Consider the following 21,663-nt stretch of genomic DNA (forward strand, 5'->3'; position numbering starts at 1 on the left):
CAAAGACCCCTATGCCCGATTTTGAATCGAAGATTTGCGCCCGCGAGCAATTGCAGGCGCGCGTGGCCGCGCTGCCCAAGCCGGTCGTGCTGACCAACGGCGTGTTCGATATTTTGCACCGCGGCCACGTGACCTATCTGGCGCAGGCGCGCGCGCTGGGCGCCTCGCTGGTGGTGGCCGCCAACACCGACGCCTCGGTGCGCCGGCTCGGCAAGGGCGACGACCGTCCGCTCAACAACGCGGCCGACCGCATGGCCGTGCTCGCCGCGCTGGAGTCGGTCAGTCTGGTCGTTGATTTCGACGAGGACACGGCGCTCGAGGTGGTGCTGCAGGCGCGCCCGGAGATCTACGCCAAGGGCGGTGACTACGACATGGCCGCCATTCCCGAGGGGCGGGCGGTGCTGGCCTACGGCGGGCAGGCCGTCGCGATCGATTTCGAGCACGACCGCTCGACCACGAAGCTGCTCACGAAAGTGCGCGAAGCTAAATAGCGGCGCCGAGCAGGACCAAGCAGCAGCAAGCAGCAAGCAGCAAGCAACAGCAAGCAGCAAGCAGCAAGCAGCAAGCAACAGCAAGCAGCAAGCAGCAAGCAGCAAGCAGCAAGCAACAGCAAGCAGCAAGCAACAGCAAGCAGCAAGCAGCAAGCAGCAAGCAGCAGCAAGCAGCAGCAAGCAGCAGCAAGCAGCAGCAAGCAGCAGCAAGCAGAAGCAAGCAGAAGAAAGCAGAAGAAAGCAGAAGCAAGCAGAAGCAAGCAGAAACAAGCAGCAACAAGCAGCAACAAGCAGCAACAAGCAGCAACAAGCAGCAACAAGCAGCAAGCAGCAGCAAGCAGCAGCAAGCAGCAGCAAGCAGCAAGCAGCAAGCAGCGGCAAGCAGCGCCAAGCAGCGCTAACAGAAAGCGCAAACTAAACACTCCGTCATCCCCGCGAAGGCGGGGACCCATACTGAGCGAGTAAACACGTGCAGTTCGAATGTTTAGGCCCGCAACCTGCGCGTAAAAAAAATTTGAGGCGACCCATGACTGTATATTCAGCATGGGTCCCCGCGTTCGCGGGGATGACGGTAGTTTTCGCGGGGATGACGGGGGATGTTCGCGGGGATGACGAGGATTCGCGAGAAGTTTTCTGCCAATGGCAGGAATGGCAGAGATTCGCGGGGAGCCGTTTCTCAGGAGTGACGGGGATACGCCGCCGCCTTACGCGCCGCCAGCATAGCCGTTCTGGCGCCAAGCCTCAAACACCACCACCGCCACCGTGTTCGACAAATTCAAACTGCGGTTATCCGGCCGCATCGGCAGGCGGATGCGCTGCCCGACCGGAAACGACTCGCGCAGCGCGACGGCCAGCCCGCGCGTCTCCGACCCGAACACGAACACATCGCCCGGCAAAAAGGCCGCGTCGGCGAACGGCGACGACCCGTGCGTGGTCATCGCGAACATGCGCGCCGGATCGGGCCGGGTGTCGGCCATGAACGCATCCCAATCCTTGTGCACCTTCATCGTGGCGTAGTCGTGATAGTCCAGCCCGGCGCGCTTCATTTTGCTGTCGTCGAGCGGAAAGCCGAGCGGTTCGATCAGGTGCAACTGCGCGCCCGTGTTGGCGCACAGGCGGATGACGTTGCCCGTGTTGGGCGGGATCTCGGGTTCGACCAAAACGACGTGGAACAAGGTGCTTCTCCTTCAGTGGCAAAACATGATCAGTGGGGCGGGGTGCGCGCGAACACAAAATTGCTCACGCGCGCCGCGCCAAAACGTTTGAACGTCGCGGCCAGCTCGTCGAGGGTGTGGCCGCTCGTCATGACATCGTCGACGAGGCCGACGTGCTGGCCGCGCACCATCGCCAGCGCCTCGGGCGCAATGATAAACGCATTGCGCAGGTTGCCGACCCGTTCCTGCGGCGCCACGCTCGACTGCGCCGCCGTCTCGCGCGCCCGGATCGCCAGCCGCGCCCGCAGCGGGATGCCGAGCGCGCGCGCGAGCGGGCGCGCGATCTCGAGCGCCTGGTTGAAGCCGCGCTCCTGCAACCGGCGCGGCCCCAGCGGCACCGGGCACAGCACATTGGGCAGCAGCAGCGCCGCCTGCGCGCGCACGCTGGCGGCGATTGCCTGCGCGAACCAAGGCGCCAGCGCGAGCTGGCCGCCGAATTTCAGTTGCAGCAGCAGTTGGTCGACCGGCGCCGCGTAGTCGGCCGCCGCCACCGTCGCATCGTACGCCGGCCGGCGCACCAGGCAGGCCGCGCAGCGCAGGCCCGCCTCGAATGCGGCGAGCGGGTTGGCGCATTGCTTGCAGCGCGCGCGGCGCGGCGCGATGAACTGCGCGTGGCACGGCGCGCACACGCAGGCGTCGCTGCGGGCGCCGCACAGGGCGCACGAGGACGGCAACAGGGCGCGCGCCAGCGCGGCCGCGACCACGGACCATTGCAGGGAGGGCAGGCGCAATCGGGCGGTCATCGGACTGGTTCCCCTTCAAGCATGTACACTGCCGCATTGTCCCATAATCCCACTATCTCATTTCGCCGCTTCGCCACCATGGTTTCCCCACAATCCCCGTCCAAGCTGAGCGCGCCGATCGAATTGGCGCGCGTGCGCCGCCTGTTTTCGCGCCCGCACAAAATCGACCCGTCCAACTTCCTGCGCCGCGAAATCGCCGGCCGCATGCACGAGCGGCTCGGCGTGGTCAAGATCATGCCGCGCCGCGTGCTCGACGCCGGTTGCGGCGCCGGCGCCGACCTGGCGCTGCTGCAAAAGGATTTCCCGGCCGCCCAGATCATCGGGCTCGACGCCGCCCCGGCGATGGTCGAGGCCGCGCAAGCGCCCGCGTCCGCGCTGCGCTCGCTCAACCAGATGCTCAGCAAATTGCTGCCCTCCAAGGCCGGGATCGACCTGCTGTGCGGCGACTTCGGCGAGCTGCCGCTGGCGCGCGACAGCATCGACCTGGTCTGGTCGAACCTGGCGCTGCACTGGCATCCGCAGCCCGACCGCGTGTTCGCCGAGTGGCGCCGCGTGCTGCGCACCGACGGCCTGCTGATGTTCTCCAATTTCGGCCCTGACAGTCTGCGCGAGGTGCGCACCGCCTTCGGCGCGCTCGACGCGGCGCCGCACGCGCTGCCCTTCGTCGACATGCACGACTTCGGCGACCAGCTCGTCGAGGCCGGCTTCTCGACCCCGGTCATGGACATGGAGGTGATCACCGTCACCTACGACACGCTGCCGGCCCTGCTGGCCGACGTGCGCGCGCTGGGTGGCCAGCCGCTGGCCACGCGCCGGCGCGGCCTGGTCGGGCGCGCCGCCTGGCAGCGCGTGCTCGACGCCTTCGAGCGCCAGCGCCGGCCCGACGGCAAGCTCGGCCTGACCTTCGAGGTGATCTACGGCCACGCGTTCCGGCCGGCGCCGCGCGTGACCGCCGGCGGCGAGGCGATCGTGCGCTTCATGCCGCGCAAGTAGCGGGTCGGGCGGCGGGCCGGGCGGCGCGCGGGGCGGGCGCGGCGTGCTTGGATTTTCCGCCATGCTTGCCCAAAAGGCTACAAAGGCGCAATATTTCGCGCCAAAGTGCCTATGGGGCAACGCATTACTCCTTGATGGTGGAGCTAGTCCTTTAGTATAATCAATGACTAATTTTGTCGACTCTGGGGTTGAAGCGCTCGAATTCAAGGCTTCCCGCGCCCCGGTTCGGCCGAAAGCAATGGCAAGTCAGCGCTCATCAGTGTTTTCAGTTCACCTGTGATCGATGTCCCGGTTCCAGCCGGGCCCACGGCGTTTTTTGCGCCCCGGGCCGGCATGGGGCCTTTTTGTGCGATGGTTTAGGAGCGGCGGCGCCAGCATTGACGGGGTCGGACGTCATAAAAAGATTTTTATTTTTGGGTGGTTGGGGAAAACATGACATATGCAAAGCGACTTCAAGCCTTGATGCTCGGCCTGGCGGTGGGCGCCGGTATCCCAGCGTTGGCCGCACCGGCCGCGCCGGCGACGCCGGGGGGCGCGCCGGTGGATTATCAGCTCAATCTGGCGGAGCCGGCGACGCAGATCGCCAAGGAAATCTACACGCTGCACAACGGCATGATGGCTGTTTGCATCGTCATTTTCGTGGCAGTGTTCGGCGTGATGTTCTACTCCATCCTCAAGCACCGCAAATCGGTCGGCCACAAGCCGGCGACGTTCCACGAGTCGACCGCCGTCGAGATCGCATGGACCATCATTCCCTTCCTGATCGTCATCGTCATGGCGCTGCCGGCCACGAGCACCGTGGTCGACATGAAAGACACCTCGAACGCCGACATCACCATTAAAGCTACCGGCATGCAATGGAAGTGGGGTTACGACTACCTCGAGGGCGAGGGCAAGGGCATCACCTTCCTGTCGAACCTGTCGACCCCGCGCGAGCAGATCGGCCAGCCGGGCGTCGCCGCCACCCAGGCCCGCGGCGCCCACTACCTGATGGAGGTGGACAACGAAGTCGTGGTGCCGGTCAACAAGAAGATCCGCATCGTGCTGACCGCCAACGACGTGATCCACGCGTGGATGATCCCCGCCTTCGGCGTCAAGCAAGATGCGATCCCCGGTTTCGTGCGCGACACCTGGTTCAAGTCCGAGCGCACCGGCACCTTCCGCGGCCAATGCGCCGAGCTGTGCGGCAAGGAGCACGCCTTCATGCCGATCGTGGTCCGGGTCGTCACCGACAAGGAATACACGGCGTGGGTCGAGGGAAAGAACAAGGAAATGGCCCTGCTGGCCGAAGACCCAAGCAAGGTCTGGACCCTCGACGAACTCAACACCAAGGGCGCCGACGTGTACGCCAAGAACTGCGCCGTCTGCCACATGGCCAACGGCCAGGGCTCCGAGGGCGCCTTCGCCGCGCTCGACGGCTCGGCCATCGTGAACGGCCCGAAAGCGGCCCACATCGATGTCCTGCTCAACGGTCTCAAGAGCGGCAAGTTCCCGACGGCGATGCCGGCCTGGAACAGCATGTCGAATTCGGAAATTGCTGCGGTGATCACCTACACCCGCAACAACTGGTCGAACAAAGCATCGGAAAACATCGTTCAACCAGCCGAAGTTCTGGCTGCACGCAAGCAATAAGGAGTAGTTAGATGAGCACAAGCATTCTAGACAAGGCCCACGACGACCACGGGCACGACCACGCGCACGACCATCCGCACGGTTACCGCCGCTGGTTGTTCGCGACCAACCACAAGGATATCGGCACGCTGTACCTGTGGTTCTCGATGACCATGCTGATCTCGGGCGGCATCCTGGCCCTGATGATCCGCTCCGAGCTGTTCCAGCCCGGCCTGCAGTTCTTCCGTCCCGAGTTCTTCAACCAGCTCACCACCATGCACGGCCTGGTGATGGTGTTCGGCGCCATCATGCCGGCCTTCGTCGGCTTCGCCAACTGGATGATCCCGCTGCAGATCGGCTGCGCCGACATGGCGTTCGCCCGCATGAACAACTTCTCGTTCTGGCTGCTGCCGCCCGCGGCGCTGCTGCTGGCAACCTCGTTCCTCGTGCCCGGCGGCGCCACCGCCGCCGGCTGGACCCTGTACGCGCCGCTGTCGACGCAAATGGGCCCCGGCATGGACATGGCGATTTTCGCGATGCACCTGATGGGCGCCTCGTCGATCATGGGTTCGATCAACATCATCGTCACCATCCTGAACATGCGCGCCCCCGGCATGACCCTGATGAAAATGCCGATGTTCTGCTGGACCTGGCTGATCACCGCCTACCTGCTGATCGCCGTGATGCCCGTTCTGGCTGGCGCGATCACCATGACCCTGACCGACCGTCATTTCGGCACCTCGTTCTTTAACGCCGCCGGCGGCGGCGACCCGGTCATGTACCAGCACATCTTCTGGTTCTTCGGCCACCCCGAGGTCTACATCATGATTTTGCCGGCGTTCGGCATCGTCTCGCAGATCCTGCCGGCGTTCGCTCGCAAGCCGCTGTTCGGCTACGCGTCGATGGTCTACGCCACCGCGTCGATCGCGATCCTGTCGTTCATCGTCTGGGCCCACCACATGTTCACCACCGGCATGCCGGTCACGAGCCAGCTGTTCTTCATGTACGCGACGATGCTGATCGCGGTGCCGACCGGCGTCAAGGTGTTCAACTGGGTCGCCACGATGTGGAAGGGCTCGATGACGTTCGAAACCCCGATGCTGTTCTCGGTCGGCTTCATCTTCGTGTTCACGATGGGCGGCTTCACCGGCCTGATCCTGGCGGTGACCCCGATCGACATCCAGCTGCAAGACACCTACTACGTCGTCGCCCACTTCCACTATGTGCTGGTGGCCGGTTCGCTGTTCGCGCTGTTCGCGGGCTTCTACTACTGGAGCCCGAAGTGGACCGGTTTCATGTACAGCGAGTTCCGCGGCAAGATGCACTTCTGGCTGTCGCTGATCACGTTCAACATCACCTTCTTCCCGATGCACTTCCTGGGACTTGCGGGCATGCCGCGCCGCTACGCCGATTACTCGGCGCAGTTTACCGACTTCAACGTCGTCGCCACCATCGGCGCCTTCGGTTTCGGTCTGTCGCAGGCATACTTCCTGTTCTTCGTGGTGATCCCGGCGATCCGCGGCGGCGCCAAGGCACCGGCCAAGCCATGGGACGGCGCCGAAGGCCTGGAGTGGACCGTGCCGAGCCCGGCCCCGTTCCACACCTTCGAAACCCCACCGACGGTCAAGTAATTAGAGTAATACTGGCGCTGGCGGGCGCTCGCAGGAGTTGCCCGCCACGCCAGAACCGCTAAGTTGAAAAGATGTCTGATGTCTGATCCAAAGAAGCCGAACAATCTGAAGACCGGTTTGATCATCGCCGCACTGGCCGCGTTTTTTTTCGCGATGGTGTTTATCAAACGAATCTGGCTGTGAGCGAACGTGGCAACTGAACCAACCGGCAAGACCGAATCGAACCGCAAGCTGCTCATCAAGCTGGTCGTCTGCGCGCTGCTGATGGCCGGTTTCGGTTACGCGCTGGTGCCGATCTACAAGCAGCTGTGCGAGATCATGGGCATCAACGTGCTGACGCAGTCCGACGGCACGGTCGAGCGCGACGCCAACACGCAGATCGACAAGTCGCGCACGATCACGATCGAGTTCGACGCCAATGCGCGCGGGCCGTGGCGGTTCCGCCCGGTCCAGAGCAGCATGAAGGTGCATCCGGGCGAGTTGGCCACGGTGATGTACGAAGTGGTCAACACGCAGTCGCGCGCGATGGCGGCGCAAGCCATACCGAGCTACTCGCCGCAGTCGGCGACGCCGCACTTTAAGAAAGTGGAATGTTTTTGCTTCAAGCAGCAGACGCTCAAGCCGAACGAGGCCAGGCAGTTTCCGGTGGTTTTCTTCATCGACCCGAAGCTGCCGCGCGAAGTGAAGAACATCACGCTCTCGTACACGTTTTTTGAAATCGCCGGCGCCGACGTGTCGAAATAAGGATCTGGCAAATGGATGAGCAGGTCGATGAGCAGGCGGGTGAACAGCCCATGCCGGCCGCGCGCAAGGCGTCTTTCGGGGCCACGCTCAAGGCCGTGTTCTGGTCGTTTTTCGGGATCCGCAAGCGCAGCGATTACGAGCGCGACGCCGCGAACCTCAATCCGGTCCACGTGGTCATCGCGGCCCTGATCGGCGTGGCGCTGTTCATCGGCGTGCTGGTGATGCTGGTGCGGATCGCTGTCGCGAAGTAAAACCAAAGTAAGCTCGAAGCAAAGTCGAAGCAAAAGTCATACGGCAGTACAGAATTTAAACGAATACTTGAACGAATACAGTTTGATTTAGGAGATGAAGATGAGTGCACCACACGCAGCAGCGCCGTATTATTTCGTGCCAGGTCCCTCCAAGTGGCCCATGTTGGCCGGCACCTCGCTGCTGGTTACGATGATCGGCGCCTCGGGCTGGGTCAACGACGCCAGCTGGGGTCCGGCCGTGAACATCGCCGGCGTGTTGGCGACGATCCTGGTGCTGTACTTCTGGTTCGGCGACGCCATCGGCGAATCCGAGGCGGGCCAGTACAACAAACGCATCGACCTGTCGTACCGCTGGTCGATGAGCTGGTTCATCTTCTCCGAGGTCATGTTCTTCGCGGCCTTCTTCGGCGCCCTGTTCTACGCGCGCGCGATCTCGATGCCCTGGCTCGGCGACCTCGACCACAAGATCATCTGGCCCGACTACGCGGCCCAGTGGGGTTCGGGCGGTCCGGCCGGCGTCACCGACGCCTTCACCACCATGACCCCGTTCTGGATCCCGACCATCAACACCGCGCTGCTGCTGCTGTCGGGCGTGACCCTGACCATCTCGCACCACGCGCTGCGCGCCGGCCACCGGGCCCAAACCGCGATCTGGCTGTTCGCCACCATTTTGCTCGGCGCCATCTTCATGGGCTTCCAGGTCTACGAGTACATGCACGCCTACAGCGACCTGAACCTGAAACTGACCTCGGGCATTTACGGATCGACCTTCTACATGCTGACCGGCTTCCACGGATTCCACGTCACGCTCGGCGCGATCATGCTGTCGGTGGTACTCTATCGCGTGCTCAAAGGCCACTTCACGGCCGACAACCACTTCGGTTTCGAAGGCGCCGCTTGGTACTGGCACTTCGTCGACGTGGTCTGGCTCGGCCTGTACGTCGTCGTCTACTGGCTGTAAAGCGGTGGCGGGGCGCAAGCCCCGCATGCGAATAAAAAAGCAGCATAAAAAAAGCCGCTTAAGAAAAGCAGAATAAAAAACCGGGGACCGACCTCAATTTGATGGCAATCAAATTGGGATCCGTCCCCGGTTTCGTGTTTCAGCCGCGGCTTGTGCGGCCGATGTTGTTTCGGCCGGGTCGTTCAGCCGATCCGGATGCCGGTCGGCGCGATCCAGCCCATGCCGTAGGACGCGAGCAACAGGATGAACAGGGTGATCGACAGGCCCACGCGCATGGCCAGCATGTTCACGGTGCGGTTGCTCTTGCCCTTGTCGCGCATCATGAAGAACAGGGCGGCGCCCAGGCATCCGATGATCAGCGTGAAGGCAATCGGGATAATGATATTCATGTGGTGGCAGGTTTTTTTAGCGAAGGTTCCATTGTAATGCGTATCCGCTTCCGGTTTCGGGCCATTCCCTTCGTCGCGACGGTGCTGCTGGTCGCGCTCGGGATAGCGCTCGGCCAGTGGCAGGACCGGCGCGCGGCCGGCAAGATCGCAATGCAGGAGCAACTGGCGGCGCGCGCGCAAGAGGCGCCCTTGCTGCTCGGGCCGCAGCCGGTGGCCGCGCCCACGTTCCAGCGGGTGCGCGTGCGCGGCAGTTTCGTGCAGGACTGGCCTGTGTTCCTCGACAACCGGCCGCAGGGCGGCAGGGCGGGTTTCTACCTGCTCATGCCGCTGCGCATCGCCGGTTCGGACCTGCATGTGCTGGTCGCGCGCGGCTGGCTGCCGCGCCACGCGGGCGAATACGGACGCCTGCCGCCGTTCGACACGCCCGCCGGCGAGGTCACGCTCGAGGGCGTCGCCAAGGAAAGCATGGGCAAGGTCATGCAACTGGGCACACCGACGCCGCTGGCGCCGAAGTCGATCGTGCAAAATGTCAGCGTCGGGCAGTTCGCGGCGTCTAGCGGGCTCAAACTGCAACCGTTCTTCATCGAACAAACCGACCCGGCGCGGCCGGGCGAACAACTGGTGCGCGACTGGCCGGCGCCCGCCCTCGGCGCCGACAAGCACAAGGGTTATGCATTTCAATGGTATGCGTTGGCACTGATGGCGCTGCTCTTTTTCGTGATTACAGGATTTCGACGTGGAAGCAAACAAAATGACTGATACCGCCCAACTGACTGGTGCCGCCCAACGCAAGGGCCGCTGGAAGCTGCTGGCCGTGGTGCTCGTGTGCGCCGCCCCGATGCTGATGTCCTACCTGACCTACTACGTGATCAAGCCGGAGGGACGCACCAACTACGGCACGCTGATCGACCCGCGGGTCCATCCGGTGCCGCAACTGGGCCTGCGCACGCTCGACGGCGCGCCGGCCGATTTGTCGGCCTACAAGGGCAAGTGGCTCATGCTGCAGACCGGCGCGGGCGCCTGCGCCAAGGAGTGCAAGGACCAGCTCTACACGATGCGCCAGTTGCGCACGATGCAGGGCAAGGCCATGACGCGCATCGAGCGGGTTTGGCTGATCACCGACGCCGAACCGCTCGACAGCGTGCTCATGCGCGACCTCGACGGCACCCGCATGCTGCGCGCGCCGGCCGGGCCGCTGGCCCAATGGCTGCCGGTCGAGGCGGGCGGCAAGGTGTCGGACCACTACTACCTGGTCGACCCGCTGGGCAACCTCATGATGCGTTTTCCAAAGCAGCCCGATCCGAAAAAAGTGAGCAAGGATCTCAATAAGCTGCTCAAAGCCTCGGCCATCGGATAAGCCATGCAAGCGTCCTCCATGATGTTGCTGGCGGTCAAGGGGCTGCTCGTCGCGAGCGTGCCGCTGGCAATGGTCTACGTCTCGCGCGACGCCAACAAATACCGCAAACTGGTCTGGCTCACGGTCTTCCTCACGTTCGACCTGATCCTGTTCGGCGCGTTCACGCGCCTGACCGATTCCGGGCTCGGCTGCCCCGACTGGCCCGGCTGCTACGGCGCGGCCAACCCCTTCCTCGCGCACGCCGACATCAAGGCGGCCGAGGCGCTCATGCCGACCGGTCCGGTGACGGTGGTCAAGGCCTGGATCGAAATGCTGCACCGTTACTTTGCGATGGGCATCGGCTGCCTGTGCATCGCCATCATGGCCACCGCATGGATCCAGTGGCGCAAGACGCGCCGCGCCGCATTCGCGCCCGCGCTGCCGAGCGCGCTGCTGCTGCTGGTGATGGTGGTGGGCGCGTTCGGCGCCTGGACCGTCACGCTCAAGCTGCAACCGGTGATCGTGACGATCCATCTGCTGCTGGGCATGTCGCTGCTGTCGCTGCTCGTCTGGATGGGGTCGCGTCAGGACCAGTTGCTCAAGCCGGCCCCGGACGCTGTCGTGGTGTTCGGTCTGCGCGCGCTAGCGCTCGCCAGCGCCGCGCTGCTGGCGCTCCAGATCGCCCTCGGCGGCTGGGTCAGCACCAACTACGCGACCCTGGCCTGCCTCGACTTCCCGCTGTGCGGCGGCAAGGTGGTGCCCGAGATGGATTTCGCGCACGGCTTCACGCTCTGGCGCGAGCTCGGCATGACCGCCGGCGGCGAATACCTGCCGTTTTCGGCGCTGACCGCGATCCACTGGGTGCACCGCAACTTCGCGTTCGTCGTCATCGGCGTGCTCGGCTGGACCGCCTGGCGCGCCCGGGCGACCCCGGCGCTGCGTCCCGTGGCGCGCTACATCGGCCTCGTGCTGGCGGCCCAGTTCGCCTCGGGCGTGGCCACGGTGTACCTCAACTTCCCGCTCGCCATCGCGGTGCTGCATAACGCGGGGGCCGCGCTGCTTGTGCTGCTGGTGACCATGTTAAACTACAAGCTGCGCTACATGATCAACCCCCAGGCGGCGACCCTTCCCGCAGCGGCGCCCGGCGCGCCCGCCAGTTCGCCCATTTTGTCAGCCAGGCCGCATCCATGACCACCCAGACCGCAACAAAACCGAGCAACCGCATCGCCCAGTATTGGGCGCTGACCAAACCGCGCGTGACCCAGCTCGCCGTGTTTTGCGCCGTGATCGGCATGTTCCTGGCCACCGACGGCTTGCCGAGCTGGCGCATCGTGCTCGCCGGCACAGTCGGCATCTGGCTGCTCGCCGGCGCCGCGTTCGCCGTCAACTGCCTGCTCGAGTCCGAGATCGACGCGCGCATGGCGCGCACCGCGCGCCGCGCCACCGCCATGGGCGAGCTGACCAAGCAAGAGACCGTCATTTTCTCGGCCATCATCGGCGGCGCCGGCATGGCCGTGCTGTATTTCCTGGTCAACCCGCTCACGATGTGGCTCACGCTGGTCACCTTCGTCGGCTACGCGCTGATTTACACCCTGATCCTCAAGCCAGCCACCCCGCAGAACATCGTCATCGGCGGCCTGTCGGGCGCGATGCCGCCGGCGCTGGGCTGGGCAGCGGTGGCGGGCGAGGTGCCGATGCAGGCCTGGCTGCTGGTGCTGATCATTTTTGTCTGGACGCCGCCGCATTTCTGGGCGCTGGCCATGTACCGGCGCGACGACTACGCCAAGTCGGGCCTGCCGATGCTGCCGGTCACGCACGGCATGAGCTTCACGGGCTTCCACGTTTGGTTGTACGCGATCGCGCTGGCGGCCACCACCATGCTGCCGTTCATCGTCAAGATGAGCGGCCTGATCTACCTCGCCTCGGCCGTGGTGCTCAACTTCTTCTTCCTGCTGCACTCCTGGCGCGTGCACCGCCACTACACCGACCTGGTCGCGCGCAAGGCGTTCACGTATTCGATCGTCTACCTGTCGCTGTTGTTCGCGGCGCTGCTGGTCGACCATTACATCCCGATACAGATATAGGATTGCCACAAGATGAAAAAATTCCTGGGCCTCATGGCGATGGTCGCGTGCATCGTGCTGCTGCCGGGCTGCGACAAGATCGCCAAAAAACCGCTGAGCTTCAACAATAACGACATCACCGGCCTCGAGTTCGGGCGCGACTTCGCCCTGACCGACCACAACGGCAAGGCACGCACGCTGGCCGACTTCAAGGGCAAGGTCGTGCTGATGTTCTTCGGCTTCACCCATTGCCCCGACGTGTGCCCGACCACGCTGGCCGAGATGGCCGGCGTGATGCAGGCGCTCGGCCCCCAGGCCGACGAGGTGCAGGTGTTGTTTGTGACGGTCGACCCGGAGCGCGACACCCAGGCCCTGCTGGCGCAGTACGTGCCGGCGTTCGACAAGCGCTTCCTCGGCTTGCGCGGCGACGCCGCCGCGACCGCCAAGGTGGCCCGCGAATTCAAGATCCACTACGCCAAGGTCGCCGGCAGCACGCCGAACAACTACTCGGTCGACCACACCTCGGCCAGCTATGTGTTCGACCGCAACGGCAAGATCCGCCTGCTGGTGCGGCACGGCAACGGTCCAACTCCAATCGTGCACGATCTGAAACAGTTATTATCTTGACTATCCCGACGTAGCGGCACGCCGCGTTGGCCGATTGTCCGTGGTCACGCTGGAGGGGGAATGTCAGAATACCTGGAAAGTAAGGAACGCAACTACCCCCAGATCACGGTGACCTTCCTGCTCGTGGCCGGTTGCGTATTCGTGCTGCTGCCCTTCCTCCCCGCGATCCTGTTCGCGGCGGCCATCGCCATCTCGTCCTGGCCGCTCTACCTGCGGCTGCTCGCGCGCATGAAGGGGCGGCGCTCGATGGCCGCGCTGGTCATGACCCTGAGCCTGCTGCTGCTCGTGGTCGCGCCGATCGCACTCATCTTCTACCAACTCGCCGACGACGCCAGCCGCTTCTACGCGCAGCTGCGGGGCGCGCTCGAAACCGGCAAGATCGTGCCGCCGGCCTGGCTGCAACAGGTGCCGGTGGTCGGCGAGTGGCTCGACAACTACGTGCGCGGCGTGTTCGGCGACCGCGAGCGGATGATCGAGATGGGCAAGCGCATGGTCGAACCGGCGCGCCAGACGCTGATGGTCGGGAGCGTCGCGGTGGGCACCGGCCTGGCCCAGATGAGCCTGGCCGCCTTCGTCAGTTTCTTCCTGTTCCGCGACGGCGTGCGCATCCTCGCCGCGCTCGCCGTGATGATGCACCGGATCATCGGCGAGAGCGCCGCCAAGGTCGCCGAGATCGTCAGCCACACGGTGCGCGGCGTCATGTACGGCCTGCTCGGCACCGCGCTGGCGCAGGCCATCGTGGCCGCGGTCGGCTTCACGATCGCCGGCGTGCCGGCGGTGCCGCTGCTGAGCGTGGCCACCTTCATCGGCTCGCTGGTGCCGATCGGCCCGCCGATCATCTGGGGTGGCGCCGCGGTCTGGCTGTTCACCGAGGGCCAGACCGGCTGGGGGATCTTCATGCTGGTATGGGGCTTGGTGCTCATCAGCGGGGTCGACAACGTGGTCAAGCCGATGCTGATCAGCCAGGGCAGCGATCTGCCCTTCCTGCTGGTGTTGCTCGGCGTGCTGGGCGGGGTGCTCGCGTTCGGCTTCGTCGGCCTGTTCATCGGCCCTGTTTTGCTGGCGGTCGGCTACACCCTGCTGCGCGACTGGATCTCGACCCGTTCGCCGCCGCTGATCCAATTGCCCGGCGAACCGAAGGCCTGATCGTCTCCTGGTCGCGCTCGTCCAGGTCGCGTTCGTCCTAGTCGCGCTCGTCCCGGTCGGGCTCGCGGTCGGGCCGCGGGATCACTTTGAGCAGCACGATGCGCGGCCCGTTCATCTTCTTGACGACGATGTCGAAGGTGGGGAACTCGATGCACTGGCCCTGCTGCGGGATGTCGCCGAGCTTGACCATGAGCATGCCGCCGACCGATTCGACCTCGTCGAGGCCGAGCGTTTCATTGTCGATGTCGATCCCTAGCATGCGCTCGAGCGAGAAGATCGGCAGGCTGGCCTTGCCCACGAAGGTGCCGTCGGGCTGGCGCAGCCAGTCGTTCTCGTTGAGGCGGAATTCGTCGCGGATCTCGCCGACCATGGCGCCGAGCAGGTTGTCGAGCGTGATGAAGCCGACCGCGCGCTTGCCCTTTTCGCCGATCAGCGCGAAGTGCGGCGCGCCGTCGCGGAAGCGGCGGAACATCTCCTGCGCCGGGGTGCGCGCCGACATGGTTTCGACCGGCCGCAGGTAGCTCGTCAGGTCGTTGATCTTGTGCCCGGCCTGCTGCGCGAAAAACAAGTCCTTCAGGTGGATCACGCCGAGCACGTCCTCGCCGTTCTTGGCGAAGTAGGGGTAGCGGCTGAAGCGGTTGCGCAGCACCGTCTGCAGGTTCTCCTCGAGCGACTTGGACGCGTGCAGGGCGATCACCTCGTTGATCGGGCGCATCAGGTCGGCCACCGTCATCTTGGAAAAGTCGAGCGACTGGGCCAGGATGTGGCGCTCGTCGCGGGTGAATTTCTCGCCCGGCTGGCTGGTGCGCAAAATGAGTTTGAGCTCCTCGGTCGAATAATGGGCGTCGTGCGAGCCGCCGCCGCCGATACCGAACACGCGCAGCACCGCGTTGGCGCTTTTGTTGAGCACAAAGATGAACGGGTACATCGACCAGTAGAAGCCGTACAGGGGCATCGCGCTCCACAGTCCGACCACTTCGGGGTTGCGGATCGCCATCGATTTGGGGGCCAGTTCGCCGACCACGATGTGCAGGTAGGAGATGACGCTGAACGCGGCCACGAACGAAATGCCGTGCAGCACCTTCGGCGAGGTGACCCCGGCGGCGCTCAGCAGCGGCTCGAGCAGGCTGGCGAACGCCGGCTCGCCGACCCAGCCGAGGCCGAGCGAGGCGAGCGTGATGCCGAGCTGGCAGGCCGACAGGTAGGCGTCGAGTTCGCCGTGGACCTTCATCAGGATGCGCCCGCGCAGGCCCTGGGTCTTGGCGATGGCGCGGATGCGCGTTTTGCGCAGGGAGACGATGCTGAATTCGGCCGCCACGAAGAAGCCATTGAGCACGACCAGGAACAGGGCGAGCAGGACAAACAGGATATTTTGCATAGTTTTTTTGGGCGGTCCGGGTGGCGCGCGCTGGGCGCGCGCCGGCTTGGCCCGCGGTCAGGGGATGCGGGCGCGTACCGGCTCGACCCGTCCATTATACCGATCAGGCCGTGCCCGAGCCACTTTGGTGGACCGCCGACAGGATCGCCTCTACCGCCGGGTGCTGGATCTTGCGCTCGTTCGAGATCGCGTAGAACTGTTCGCGCACCTGCGGCACGGTGCCCACCAGCACCGCGCCGAGCTGCTCGGACAGGTCCGAGGCCAGCGCGGCGGGCGAGAAGAACAGACCCGCGCCGCGCCGCCCGAAGGTGTTGAGCAGGGCGTTGTCCTCGAATTCGCCGACCACGTCGGGGCGCACCTCGTGCGACTCGAACCATTCGTCGATCTTGCCGCGCAGCGCGTTGTTACGCGTGGGCAGCAGGAACGGGGCCTGGTTGAGGTTCTTCGGAAAGCCGGGGCCGTACCTGTCGGCGAGCGCCTGCGCGCCGACCACGATGGTCTCGCTCTCGAACAGCAGATGGCTGAACACGCGCAAGGTGGTGCCCGAGCGCACCGCGCGGTCGGTCAGCAGCACGTCGAGCTTGTGCAGCGCCAGGTCGGCCAGCAGGGCCTCGAACTGGCCCTCGAAACAGACCAGCCGCACCGGCGTGGCCAGCTGCAGGGTAGGCTCGAGCAGGCGGAACGCAGTCAGCTTGGGCACCGAATCGGAGATCCCGACCGTGAGCCGGGCGCGGCCGGTGTCGGCCTCGCCCAGCGCCTCCTGCAATTGTTCCCCTAGCAGGAAGATCTGGTCGGCATAGCTCAGCGCCAACCGGCCCGGCTCGGTCAGCACCAGGCGCCGCCCCTGCAGCGTGAACAGGGCCTTGCCGACCGACTGCTCGAGCAGTCCCAGCTGCGTGCCGACGGTCTGGATCGCCAGCCCCAGCCGCTCGGCGGCGCGCGTGACGCTGCCCTCCTTGGCGACCACCCAGAAGTAATACAGGTGCCTGAAATTGATATTGTGGTTCTTCAAAGCAATCCTTCTGTTTTTGCGAAGTAACTCTTCCATTATCTCCTATTTTTTTATCAATCGGACGGCCCTACACTCATGCCCATTCAATATCTATACTGGAAGACTTATTTATGAAGCATTTCACCTGGTCATTCGTCGTGACCGCCGTTTGCCTTATGCTGGCCACCTGGTGGGGCTACAGCAACCATGGCCTCGCGGGCGCTGTCACGGCACTCTCGATCGCCGCCATCCTGGCCGTGATGGAAGTGTCGCTGTCGTTCGACAACGCGGTCGTCAATGCCTCGGTGCTCAAGAACTGGGATGAGTTTTGGCAGAAGTTGTTCCTCGGCGTGGGCATCATCATCGCCGTGTTCGGCATGCGCCTGCTGTTCCCGCTGGTGATCGTCGCCGCCGCCGCCGACCTCGGCCTGATGGAGGTGTGGAACCTCGCGCTCAACGATCCGAAGGCCTACTCTGGCCATCTGACAGCGCACCACGCGGAGGTGGCCGCCTTTGGCGGCATGTTCCTGCTGCTGGTGTTCCTCAACTTCCTGTTCGACGAAGAAAAGGAAATGCACTGGCTCGGCAACTTCGAAAAGAAGCTCGCCTCGCTGGGCAAGGTGTCCTCGCTGGCGGTGATGATTGCGATCGGCACCCTGATGGGCGCGCTAACGATGGTCCCCGAGGCGCAGAAGATGGTGGTGCTGGTGTCGGGCCTGTGGGGCATCCTGATCTACGTCGGCGTCGACGCCATCAGCAGCTTCCTCGAAAAAGAGGAAGAGGGCGGCACCAATGTCGGCGAGATGGTCAAGCGCGGCGGCATCGGCGGCTTCCTGTACCTCGAGGTGCTCGACGCCTCGTTCTCGTTCGACGGCGTGATCGGCGCGTTCGCGATCACCAACGACGTCGTCATCATCATGCTCGGCCTGGCCATCGGCGCCATGTTCGTACGTTCCATGACGGTCTACCTGGTGCGCAAGGGCACGCTCGACGAGTACGTCTACCTCGAGCACGGCGCGCACTACGCGATCGGCATCCTGGCCCTGATCATGCTGGCGAGCATGAAGTTCCACGTGCCGGAGCTGTTCACCGGCCTGATCGGCGTGGCATTCATTCTCGCCTCGCTCTGGTCCTCGCTGAAACACCGCAAGCAACTGCCAAAAGAATGACGATCCAACCGGCAGCGTAAAAAAACCCGCGGCGAACGGACGAACACCGGTTCGCCGCGCTATTGCAGTAAGCTGTACACCCACGCGCTTTTTTAATCAACTATCTGGAGAACCACATCATGGCAATCAGTCTGCAAAAAGGCGGCAACGTCAATCTGAGCAAAGAAGCCCCGGGCCTGTCGAAATTGATCGTCGGCCTCGGCTGGGACACGCGCGCCACCGACGGCGCCGGTTTCGACCTCGACGGTGCGGTATTCCTGCTCGACGCCAACGGCAAGGTACGCACCGACGCGGACTTCGTGTTCTACAACAACCTCAAATCGACCGACGGTTCCGTGACCCACTCGGGCGACAACACCACCGGCGACGGCGACGGCGACGACGAGACCGTCACGATCGAACTGGGCAATGTGCCGGCCGGCGTCGACAAGATCGCCGTCTGCGTCACGATCCACGACGCCGAGGCGCGCGGCCAGAACTTCGGCATGGTGTCGAAGGCGTTCGTACGCTGCATCAACGCCGCCGGCAACGCCGAAATCGCGCGCTACGACCTGTCCGAAGACGGCTCGACCGAGGCGGCGATGGTGTTCGGCGAAGTCTACCGCGCCGGAACCGACTGGAAGTTCCGCGCCATCGGCCAGGGCTTCAAAGGCGGCCTCGGCCCACTGGCCAAGAACTACGGCGTCAACGTCTAAGTCTAATCGCCTGTGCGGCCGGCCAAGCGGCGGGCCGCACACTGACTCAAAGGATAAGCAATGCCGGTTTTCACAGTCACGGGCGACGTCGATCCATTCCTCCACGCCACGCTCGCGAAGGGCGAAACCATCTACTGCGAGTCCGGCGCGATGGTCATGATGGAGGCCAATCTCGACCTCAAAGGCAAGATGAAGGGCGGTCTGGGCAGCGCCCTGATGCGCACCTTCGCCAACGGCGAATCGTTCTTCCAGCAGCACATCGAAGCGGTACGGGGCGCCGGCGATTGCCTGCTCTCGCCGATGCTGCCGGGCGCCATGCAGGTGGTCGACGTCGGCGCGCGCCAGTACATCATCAGCGACGGCGCATTTGTCGCGGCCAGCTCCGACGTCGAACTCAAGGTGCGCACGCAAAGCGTGGGCAACGCCTTGTTCGCCGGCAGCGGTGGTTTTTTCGTGACCGAAACGTCGGGCAAGGGCCAGCTCGTGGTCTCCGGTTTCGGCTCGAGGTCGAACCGGGCAAAGACATCACGATCGACAATGCGCATGTCGTGTGCTGGGACAGTTCGGTACGCTACGAGATCTCGATCACGACCGGGGCCAGCAGCGGTTTCCTGGGCAACCTGATCAACAGCCAGACCAGCGGTGAAGGCGTGGTCCTGCGTTTTTCAGGGCAGGGCAAAGTGTATGTATGTTCGCGCAACCGCGCCGCGTTCCAAGCCTGGACGCGCCAGGTTGCACGCTAATCCAAGGAGACAAGCATGTCAGTGAGTTTGCAAAAAGGTCAGAAGATTTCCCTCGACAAAGAGGCCGGTGGCGCGCTCACGCGCATCACGATGGGCTTGGGCTGGGACGCCATCAAGACCAAGGGCCTGTTCGGTTTCGGCAGCAAATCCGAAAGCGTCGACCTCGACGCCTCGTGCATCCTGTTCGACGAGAACAACAAGCCGGTCGACTACGTCTGGTTCCGCCAGCTCAAGAGCAAAGATGGCAGCATCCTGCACACGGGCGACAACCGCACCGGCGAAGGCGACGGCGACGACGAGCAGATCAACGTGGACCTGTCGCAAGTGCCGGCCAACGTGAAGTCGCTTGTGTTCACCGTCAACAGCTTCACGGGCCAGAACTTCTCGCAGGTCGAGAACGCGTACTGCCGCATCATCAACGCCGCGGACAAGAAAGAGGTCGCGCGCTACGACCTGTCGGTGCAGGGCGCGCACACGGCGCAGGTGATGGCCAAGCTGTACCGCCACGGCGGCGAATGGAAGATGCACGCGATCGGCGAAAACGGCAGCGGCCGCACCTTCGAAGATCTGATGCCGCGCATCACCCCGCACCTGTAAGCCCGTTTCACGTTCCACGTTTCACGCCTGACTGGTGGACTGCGATGGTTGCAGTCCACTTGACACCGCCGGCGAGGGTGGCGCCTGTTTCCGCCTGTTTCCGCCTGTTTCCCCGCCTGTTTCCGCCCGTCCCCGCTTCTTCAAACTCCCTTTGGTCCCGACTTGCCGCCGCCGGCGCGGGCCGGCACGCGTGCGCCCTCGTATCGGCCGTGCCGGTGCCGTGGCGTGCCGCTGTGCGCGGCGGTTTGCGGGCGTGTCAGTCGGCGTCGGTGGTGCCGAGCTTGAGCGTGACGGCGTAAACCGGCGCCGGATCGGTCGCGGCCGGCAGCGGCGCCGGGCCCGGATTGGCCAGCGTGACGAGAACCCCGGCATGGCTGGGCGACGCGTAGCGGGGCGCGTTGTCGGACAGGGAGAAGGTCTCGTCGATGGCGCCGTGCAGCGTGAAGTTGTAGATGATCTTGCCGGCCCAGACACAGACCATGTCTTTGCGGCAGCGGCTGTCGTTGACGTTGTCGAAGCTGAGCGTGAGCTTGGGTGTGACGGCCACTTGCTGGCCCTGGGTCAAGGTGTGCTGGCCCTTGTTGACGGCGGTGCCTGCCGACTCAGTGGCGCAGGCGGACAAGACGCCCGCGATCGCGGCGATGCTAAGCGCGCTTAAGGTGCGGGGAGAGATAGCCATCGTGGTAGCCCTTGCGATCGAGATGGATTCAATAGTATCAAAGAACACCGGGGGCGGTCGTGAGCGCGGCGGCCGGGGCGGACGCTTACGCCGCGCCAACGAAAAAGGGCGCCCAAAACAGGCGCCCCGGTCGGTGCTCGAAACGTTTACACGAAAGCGGTCAGCGCCGCCTTCATTTTTTTGAGCGCGGCCGCTTCGATCTGGCGGATGCGTTCGGCGGAGACGCCGAATTCCTCGGCCAGCGTGTGCAGCGTGGCGCCCGAGCCGTCGTCGTTGGCGAGCCAGCGCGCCTCGACAATGCGGCGCGAGCGGGCGTCGAGCTTGCCTAGCGCGGTCTCGAGGCCCTCGGACTGCAGGCGCGTCACTTGCTGCGCCTCGAGCACCTTGGTCGGCTCCGACAGGTCGGACGACAGATAGGCGATCGGCGAGAACTTGTCGTCCTCGTCGTCGGTGGGCGCCTCGAGGGCGATGTCGCGGCCGGACAGGCGGGTCTCCATCTCGATCACTTCTTCGCGCTTAACGTCGAGCAACTTGGCGAGGGCGTCGATCTGGGTCGGGGTCATCGCGTCGAGGCCGAGCTTGTTGCTGCGCAGGTTGAAGAACAACTTGCGCTGGGCCTTGGTGGTGGCCACTTTGACGAGGCGCCAGTTCTTGAGGATGTACTCGTGCATTTCGGCCTTAATCCAATGCATCGCATAGGACACGAGGCGCACGCCCTGGTTGGGGTCGAAACGCTTGACGGCCTTCATCAGGCCGATATTGCCTTCCTGAATCAGGTCGGCGTGCGGCAGGCCGTAGCCAAGATAGCCGCGCGCGATCGAGACGACGAGGCGCAGGTGCGAGAGCACCAGTTCCTGGGCGGCCCCGAGGTCGTTGAGTTCCTGCAGCCGCTTGGCAAGCGAGACTTCCTCTTCGTGGGTCAGCATGGGCAGGCGGTTGACGGCCGAGATATAAGCGTCGATGTTGCCCAGGTTGCCGGTGAAGCCGAGTCCCAGAGCACGATTGCTGGTCGGAACCAATGCGGATTGTGCGGACGCCATAGTCATGTATTTCCTCGTTTGTGTGATCAGTGCAGCATAGTCGAGCGGCGCAAAGCTTGGCGCCGGGCACGACTCGGTGTGGATACTCGCTGACGCCGGCGGTGGGTTGAATGCGCTCCCCGCCACGCGAAATCATATATTAGCACTCTCTTGCTTAGACTGCCAATCGGT

24 protein-coding genes and 1 pseudogene are annotated in these 21,663 nt (G+C 64.2%); 18 read left to right on the forward strand and 7 right to left on the reverse strand.

Annotated features, from left to right (window positions below; translation table 11 throughout):
- Positions 1-11: 11 nt before the first annotated feature.
- Entirely contained in the window at positions 12-491 is a 480-nt protein-coding gene (locus tag C7C56_RS13525) for an adenylyltransferase/cytidyltransferase family protein (protein WP_106757907.1), read from the forward strand.
- A 704-nt stretch (positions 492-1,195) separates the two neighbouring features.
- Here the strand turns inward: C7C56_RS13525 and trmL are convergent.
- Both trmL and C7C56_RS13540 read right to left on the reverse strand, forming a co-directional pair.
- Positions 1,196-1,666: a tRNA (uridine(34)/cytosine(34)/5-carboxymethylaminomethyluridine(34)-2'-O)-methyltransferase TrmL gene (gene trmL / locus C7C56_RS13535; RefSeq protein ID WP_106757908.1), complete on the reverse strand. Its 471-nt coding sequence runs from the start codon at positions 1,664-1,666 to the stop codon at positions 1,196-1,198.
- 29 nt (positions 1,667-1,695) lie between these two features.
- Entirely contained in the window at positions 1,696-2,448 is a 753-nt protein-coding gene (locus C7C56_RS13540; RefSeq protein WP_106757909.1) for a ComF family protein, read from the reverse strand.
- Between the two features lie 78 nt (positions 2,449-2,526).
- Between C7C56_RS13540 and C7C56_RS13545 the strand changes: the two genes are divergently transcribed.
- The 7 genes from C7C56_RS13545 to C7C56_RS13570 all read left to right on the forward strand — a co-directional run bounded on the left by C7C56_RS13545 (position 2,527) and on the right by C7C56_RS13570 (position 8,639).
- Positions 2,527-3,441, forward strand: a complete 915-nt coding sequence (locus C7C56_RS13545) for a methyltransferase domain-containing protein (protein ID WP_106757910.1) — start codon at positions 2,527-2,529, stop codon at positions 3,439-3,441.
- A 432-nt stretch (positions 3,442-3,873) separates the two neighbouring features.
- Entirely contained in the window at positions 3,874-5,073 is a 1,200-nt protein-coding gene (gene coxB, locus C7C56_RS13550) for a cytochrome c oxidase subunit II (protein ID WP_106757911.1), read from the forward strand.
- A gap of 11 nt (positions 5,074-5,084) precedes the next feature.
- Complete coding sequence (gene ctaD, locus C7C56_RS13555) at positions 5,085-6,683, forward strand: cytochrome c oxidase subunit I (RefSeq protein ID WP_106757912.1); 1,599 nt, start codon at positions 5,085-5,087, stop codon at positions 6,681-6,683.
- A gap of 78 nt (positions 6,684-6,761) precedes the next feature.
- Entirely contained in the window at positions 6,762-6,866 is a 105-nt protein-coding gene (locus C7C56_RS29370; protein ID WP_219933156.1) for a cytochrome oxidase small assembly protein, read from the forward strand.
- 6 nt (positions 6,867-6,872) lie between these two features.
- Positions 6,873-7,427 carry a cytochrome c oxidase assembly protein gene (locus C7C56_RS13560; protein ID WP_106757913.1) on the forward strand — a complete coding sequence of 185 codons (555 nt, stop codon included), beginning with the start codon at positions 6,873-6,875 and terminating at the stop codon, positions 7,425-7,427.
- Between the two features lie 11 nt (positions 7,428-7,438).
- Positions 7,439-7,678, forward strand: a complete 240-nt coding sequence (locus C7C56_RS13565) for a DUF2970 domain-containing protein (protein WP_106757914.1) — start codon at positions 7,439-7,441, stop codon at positions 7,676-7,678.
- Between the two features lie 100 nt (positions 7,679-7,778).
- Positions 7,779-8,639, forward strand: a complete 861-nt coding sequence (locus C7C56_RS13570) for a cytochrome c oxidase subunit 3 (protein WP_106757931.1) — start codon at positions 7,779-7,781, stop codon at positions 8,637-8,639.
- Positions 8,640-8,821: 182 nt separating this feature from the next.
- Here the strand turns inward: C7C56_RS13570 and C7C56_RS13575 are convergent, their stop codons facing one another.
- Positions 8,822-9,028, reverse strand: a complete 207-nt coding sequence (locus C7C56_RS13575) for a twin transmembrane helix small protein (RefSeq protein ID WP_106757915.1) — start codon at positions 9,026-9,028, stop codon at positions 8,822-8,824.
- 36 nt (positions 9,029-9,064) lie between these two features.
- Between C7C56_RS13575 and C7C56_RS13580 the strand changes: the two genes are divergently transcribed.
- From C7C56_RS13580 to C7C56_RS13605, 6 genes are read left to right on the forward strand one after another with little or no spacing between them, the layout of a single operon-like run.
- Entirely contained in the window at positions 9,065-9,787 is a 723-nt protein-coding gene (locus tag C7C56_RS13580; protein WP_106757916.1) for an SURF1 family protein, read from the forward strand.
- Positions 9,780-10,385 (forward strand): SCO family protein, encoded by a 606-nt coding sequence (locus C7C56_RS13585; RefSeq protein ID WP_106757917.1) that lies wholly within the window; start codon positions 9,780-9,782, stop codon positions 10,383-10,385. The genes C7C56_RS13580 and C7C56_RS13585 overlap by 8 nt, the downstream gene beginning before the upstream one ends.
- A 3-nt stretch (positions 10,386-10,388) precedes the next feature.
- Positions 10,389-11,555, forward strand: a complete 1,167-nt coding sequence (locus C7C56_RS13590; protein ID WP_229458761.1) for a COX15/CtaA family protein — start codon at positions 10,389-10,391, stop codon at positions 11,553-11,555.
- Positions 11,552-12,448, forward strand: a complete 897-nt coding sequence (gene cyoE / locus C7C56_RS13595) for a heme o synthase (RefSeq protein ID WP_106757919.1) — start codon at positions 11,552-11,554, stop codon at positions 12,446-12,448. The genes C7C56_RS13590 and cyoE overlap by 4 nt, the downstream gene beginning before the upstream one ends.
- 12 nt (positions 12,449-12,460) lie before the next feature.
- A complete protein-coding gene (locus C7C56_RS13600) occupies positions 12,461-13,054 on the forward strand; it encodes an SCO family protein (protein WP_106757920.1) in 594 nt (197 codons plus the stop codon).
- Between the two features lie 60 nt (positions 13,055-13,114).
- A complete protein-coding gene (locus C7C56_RS13605) occupies positions 13,115-14,200 on the forward strand; it encodes an AI-2E family transporter (protein WP_106757921.1) in 1,086 nt (361 codons plus the stop codon).
- A gap of 37 nt (positions 14,201-14,237) precedes the next feature.
- Here C7C56_RS13605 and C7C56_RS13610 read toward each other — a convergent pair whose 3' ends face one another.
- A complete protein-coding gene (locus C7C56_RS13610; RefSeq protein ID WP_106757922.1) occupies positions 14,238-15,578 on the reverse strand; it encodes a hemolysin family protein in 1,341 nt (446 codons plus the stop codon).
- 103 nt (positions 15,579-15,681) lie between these two features.
- Positions 15,682-16,590 carry a transcriptional activator NhaR gene (gene nhaR, locus C7C56_RS13615; RefSeq protein ID WP_106757923.1) on the reverse strand — a complete coding sequence of 303 codons (909 nt, stop codon included), beginning with the start codon at positions 16,588-16,590 and terminating at the stop codon, positions 15,682-15,684.
- A 110-nt stretch (positions 16,591-16,700) separates the two neighbouring features.
- On the opposite strand from nhaR, the gene C7C56_RS13620 reads away from it, so the two are divergent.
- From C7C56_RS13620 to C7C56_RS13635, 4 genes and pseudogenes are all read left to right on the forward strand, one after another.
- On the forward strand, positions 16,701-17,738 hold the full coding sequence (locus tag C7C56_RS13620) for a DUF475 domain-containing protein (protein ID WP_106757924.1): 1,038 nt from the start codon (positions 16,701-16,703) through the stop codon (positions 17,736-17,738).
- Between the two features lie 119 nt (positions 17,739-17,857).
- Complete coding sequence (locus tag C7C56_RS13625) at positions 17,858-18,433, forward strand: TerD family protein (protein WP_106757925.1); 576 nt, start codon at positions 17,858-17,860, stop codon at positions 18,431-18,433.
- Between the two features lie 60 nt (positions 18,434-18,493).
- A pseudogene (locus C7C56_RS13630) lies at positions 18,494-19,176 on the forward strand (TIGR00266 family protein).
- A 15-nt stretch (positions 19,177-19,191) separates the two neighbouring features.
- Positions 19,192-19,773: a TerD family protein gene (locus C7C56_RS13635; protein WP_106757926.1), complete on the forward strand. Its 582-nt coding sequence runs from the start codon at positions 19,192-19,194 to the stop codon at positions 19,771-19,773.
- A gap of 256 nt (positions 19,774-20,029) precedes the next feature.
- Here C7C56_RS13635 and C7C56_RS13640 read toward each other — a convergent pair whose 3' ends face one another.
- Together C7C56_RS13640 and rpoH are read right to left on the reverse strand one after the other, a co-directional pair.
- Positions 20,030-20,452, reverse strand: coding sequence for a hypothetical protein (locus C7C56_RS13640; protein WP_106757927.1), 423 nt, complete (start codon positions 20,450-20,452; stop codon positions 20,030-20,032).
- 146 nt (positions 20,453-20,598) lie between these two features.
- Positions 20,599-21,498: an RNA polymerase sigma factor RpoH gene (gene rpoH, locus C7C56_RS13645; RefSeq protein WP_181373175.1), complete on the reverse strand. Its 900-nt coding sequence runs from the start codon at positions 21,496-21,498 to the stop codon at positions 20,599-20,601.
- Positions 21,499-21,663 lie beyond the last annotated feature (165 nt).

The organism is Massilia glaciei (assembly GCF_003011895.2).
Classification (GTDB): Bacteria; Pseudomonadota; Gammaproteobacteria; order Burkholderiales; family Burkholderiaceae_D; genus Telluria_A; species Telluria_A glaciei.

Coding starts and splice junctions, on each gene's coding strand:
- C7C56_RS13525 (WP_106757907.1), top strand. CDS start 12: ATGCCCGATTTTGAATCGAAGATTTGCGCCCGCGAGCAATTGCAGGCG.
- C7C56_RS13540 (WP_106757909.1), bottom strand. CDS start 2,448: ATGACCGCCCGATTGCGCCTGCCCTCCCTGCAATGGTCCGTGGTCGCG.
- C7C56_RS13545 (WP_106757910.1), top strand. CDS start 2,527: ATGGTTTCCCCACAATCCCCGTCCAAGCTGAGCGCGCCGATCGAATTG.
- coxB (WP_106757911.1), top strand. CDS start 3,874: ATGACATATGCAAAGCGACTTCAAGCCTTGATGCTCGGCCTGGCGGTG.
- ctaD (WP_106757912.1), top strand. CDS start 5,085: ATGAGCACAAGCATTCTAGACAAGGCCCACGACGACCACGGGCACGAC.
- C7C56_RS29370 (WP_219933156.1), top strand. CDS start 6,762: ATGTCTGATCCAAAGAAGCCGAACAATCTGAAGACCGGTTTGATCATC.
- C7C56_RS13565 (WP_106757914.1), top strand. CDS start 7,439: ATGGATGAGCAGGTCGATGAGCAGGCGGGTGAACAGCCCATGCCGGCC.
- C7C56_RS13570 (WP_106757931.1), top strand. CDS start 7,779: ATGAGTGCACCACACGCAGCAGCGCCGTATTATTTCGTGCCAGGTCCC.
- C7C56_RS13575 (WP_106757915.1), bottom strand. CDS start 9,028: ATGAATATCATTATCCCGATTGCCTTCACGCTGATCATCGGATGCCTG.
- C7C56_RS13580 (WP_106757916.1), top strand. CDS start 9,065: ATGCGTATCCGCTTCCGGTTTCGGGCCATTCCCTTCGTCGCGACGGTG.
- C7C56_RS13585 (WP_106757917.1), top strand. CDS start 9,780: ATGACTGATACCGCCCAACTGACTGGTGCCGCCCAACGCAAGGGCCGC.
- C7C56_RS13590 (WP_229458761.1), top strand. CDS start 10,389: ATGCAAGCGTCCTCCATGATGTTGCTGGCGGTCAAGGGGCTGCTCGTC.
- cyoE (WP_106757919.1), top strand. CDS start 11,552: ATGACCACCCAGACCGCAACAAAACCGAGCAACCGCATCGCCCAGTAT.
- C7C56_RS13600 (WP_106757920.1), top strand. CDS start 12,461: ATGAAAAAATTCCTGGGCCTCATGGCGATGGTCGCGTGCATCGTGCTG.
- C7C56_RS13605 (WP_106757921.1), top strand. CDS start 13,115: ATGTCAGAATACCTGGAAAGTAAGGAACGCAACTACCCCCAGATCACG.
- C7C56_RS13610 (WP_106757922.1), bottom strand. CDS start 15,578: ATGCAAAATATCCTGTTTGTCCTGCTCGCCCTGTTCCTGGTCGTGCTC.
- C7C56_RS13620 (WP_106757924.1), top strand. CDS start 16,701: ATGAAGCATTTCACCTGGTCATTCGTCGTGACCGCCGTTTGCCTTATG.
- C7C56_RS13625 (WP_106757925.1), top strand. CDS start 17,858: ATGGCAATCAGTCTGCAAAAAGGCGGCAACGTCAATCTGAGCAAAGAA.
- C7C56_RS13635 (WP_106757926.1), top strand. CDS start 19,192: ATGTCAGTGAGTTTGCAAAAAGGTCAGAAGATTTCCCTCGACAAAGAG.
- C7C56_RS13640 (WP_106757927.1), bottom strand. CDS start 20,452: ATGGCTATCTCTCCCCGCACCTTAAGCGCGCTTAGCATCGCCGCGATC.
- rpoH (WP_181373175.1), bottom strand. CDS start 21,498: ATGACTATGGCGTCCGCACAATCCGCATTGGTTCCGACCAGCAATCGT.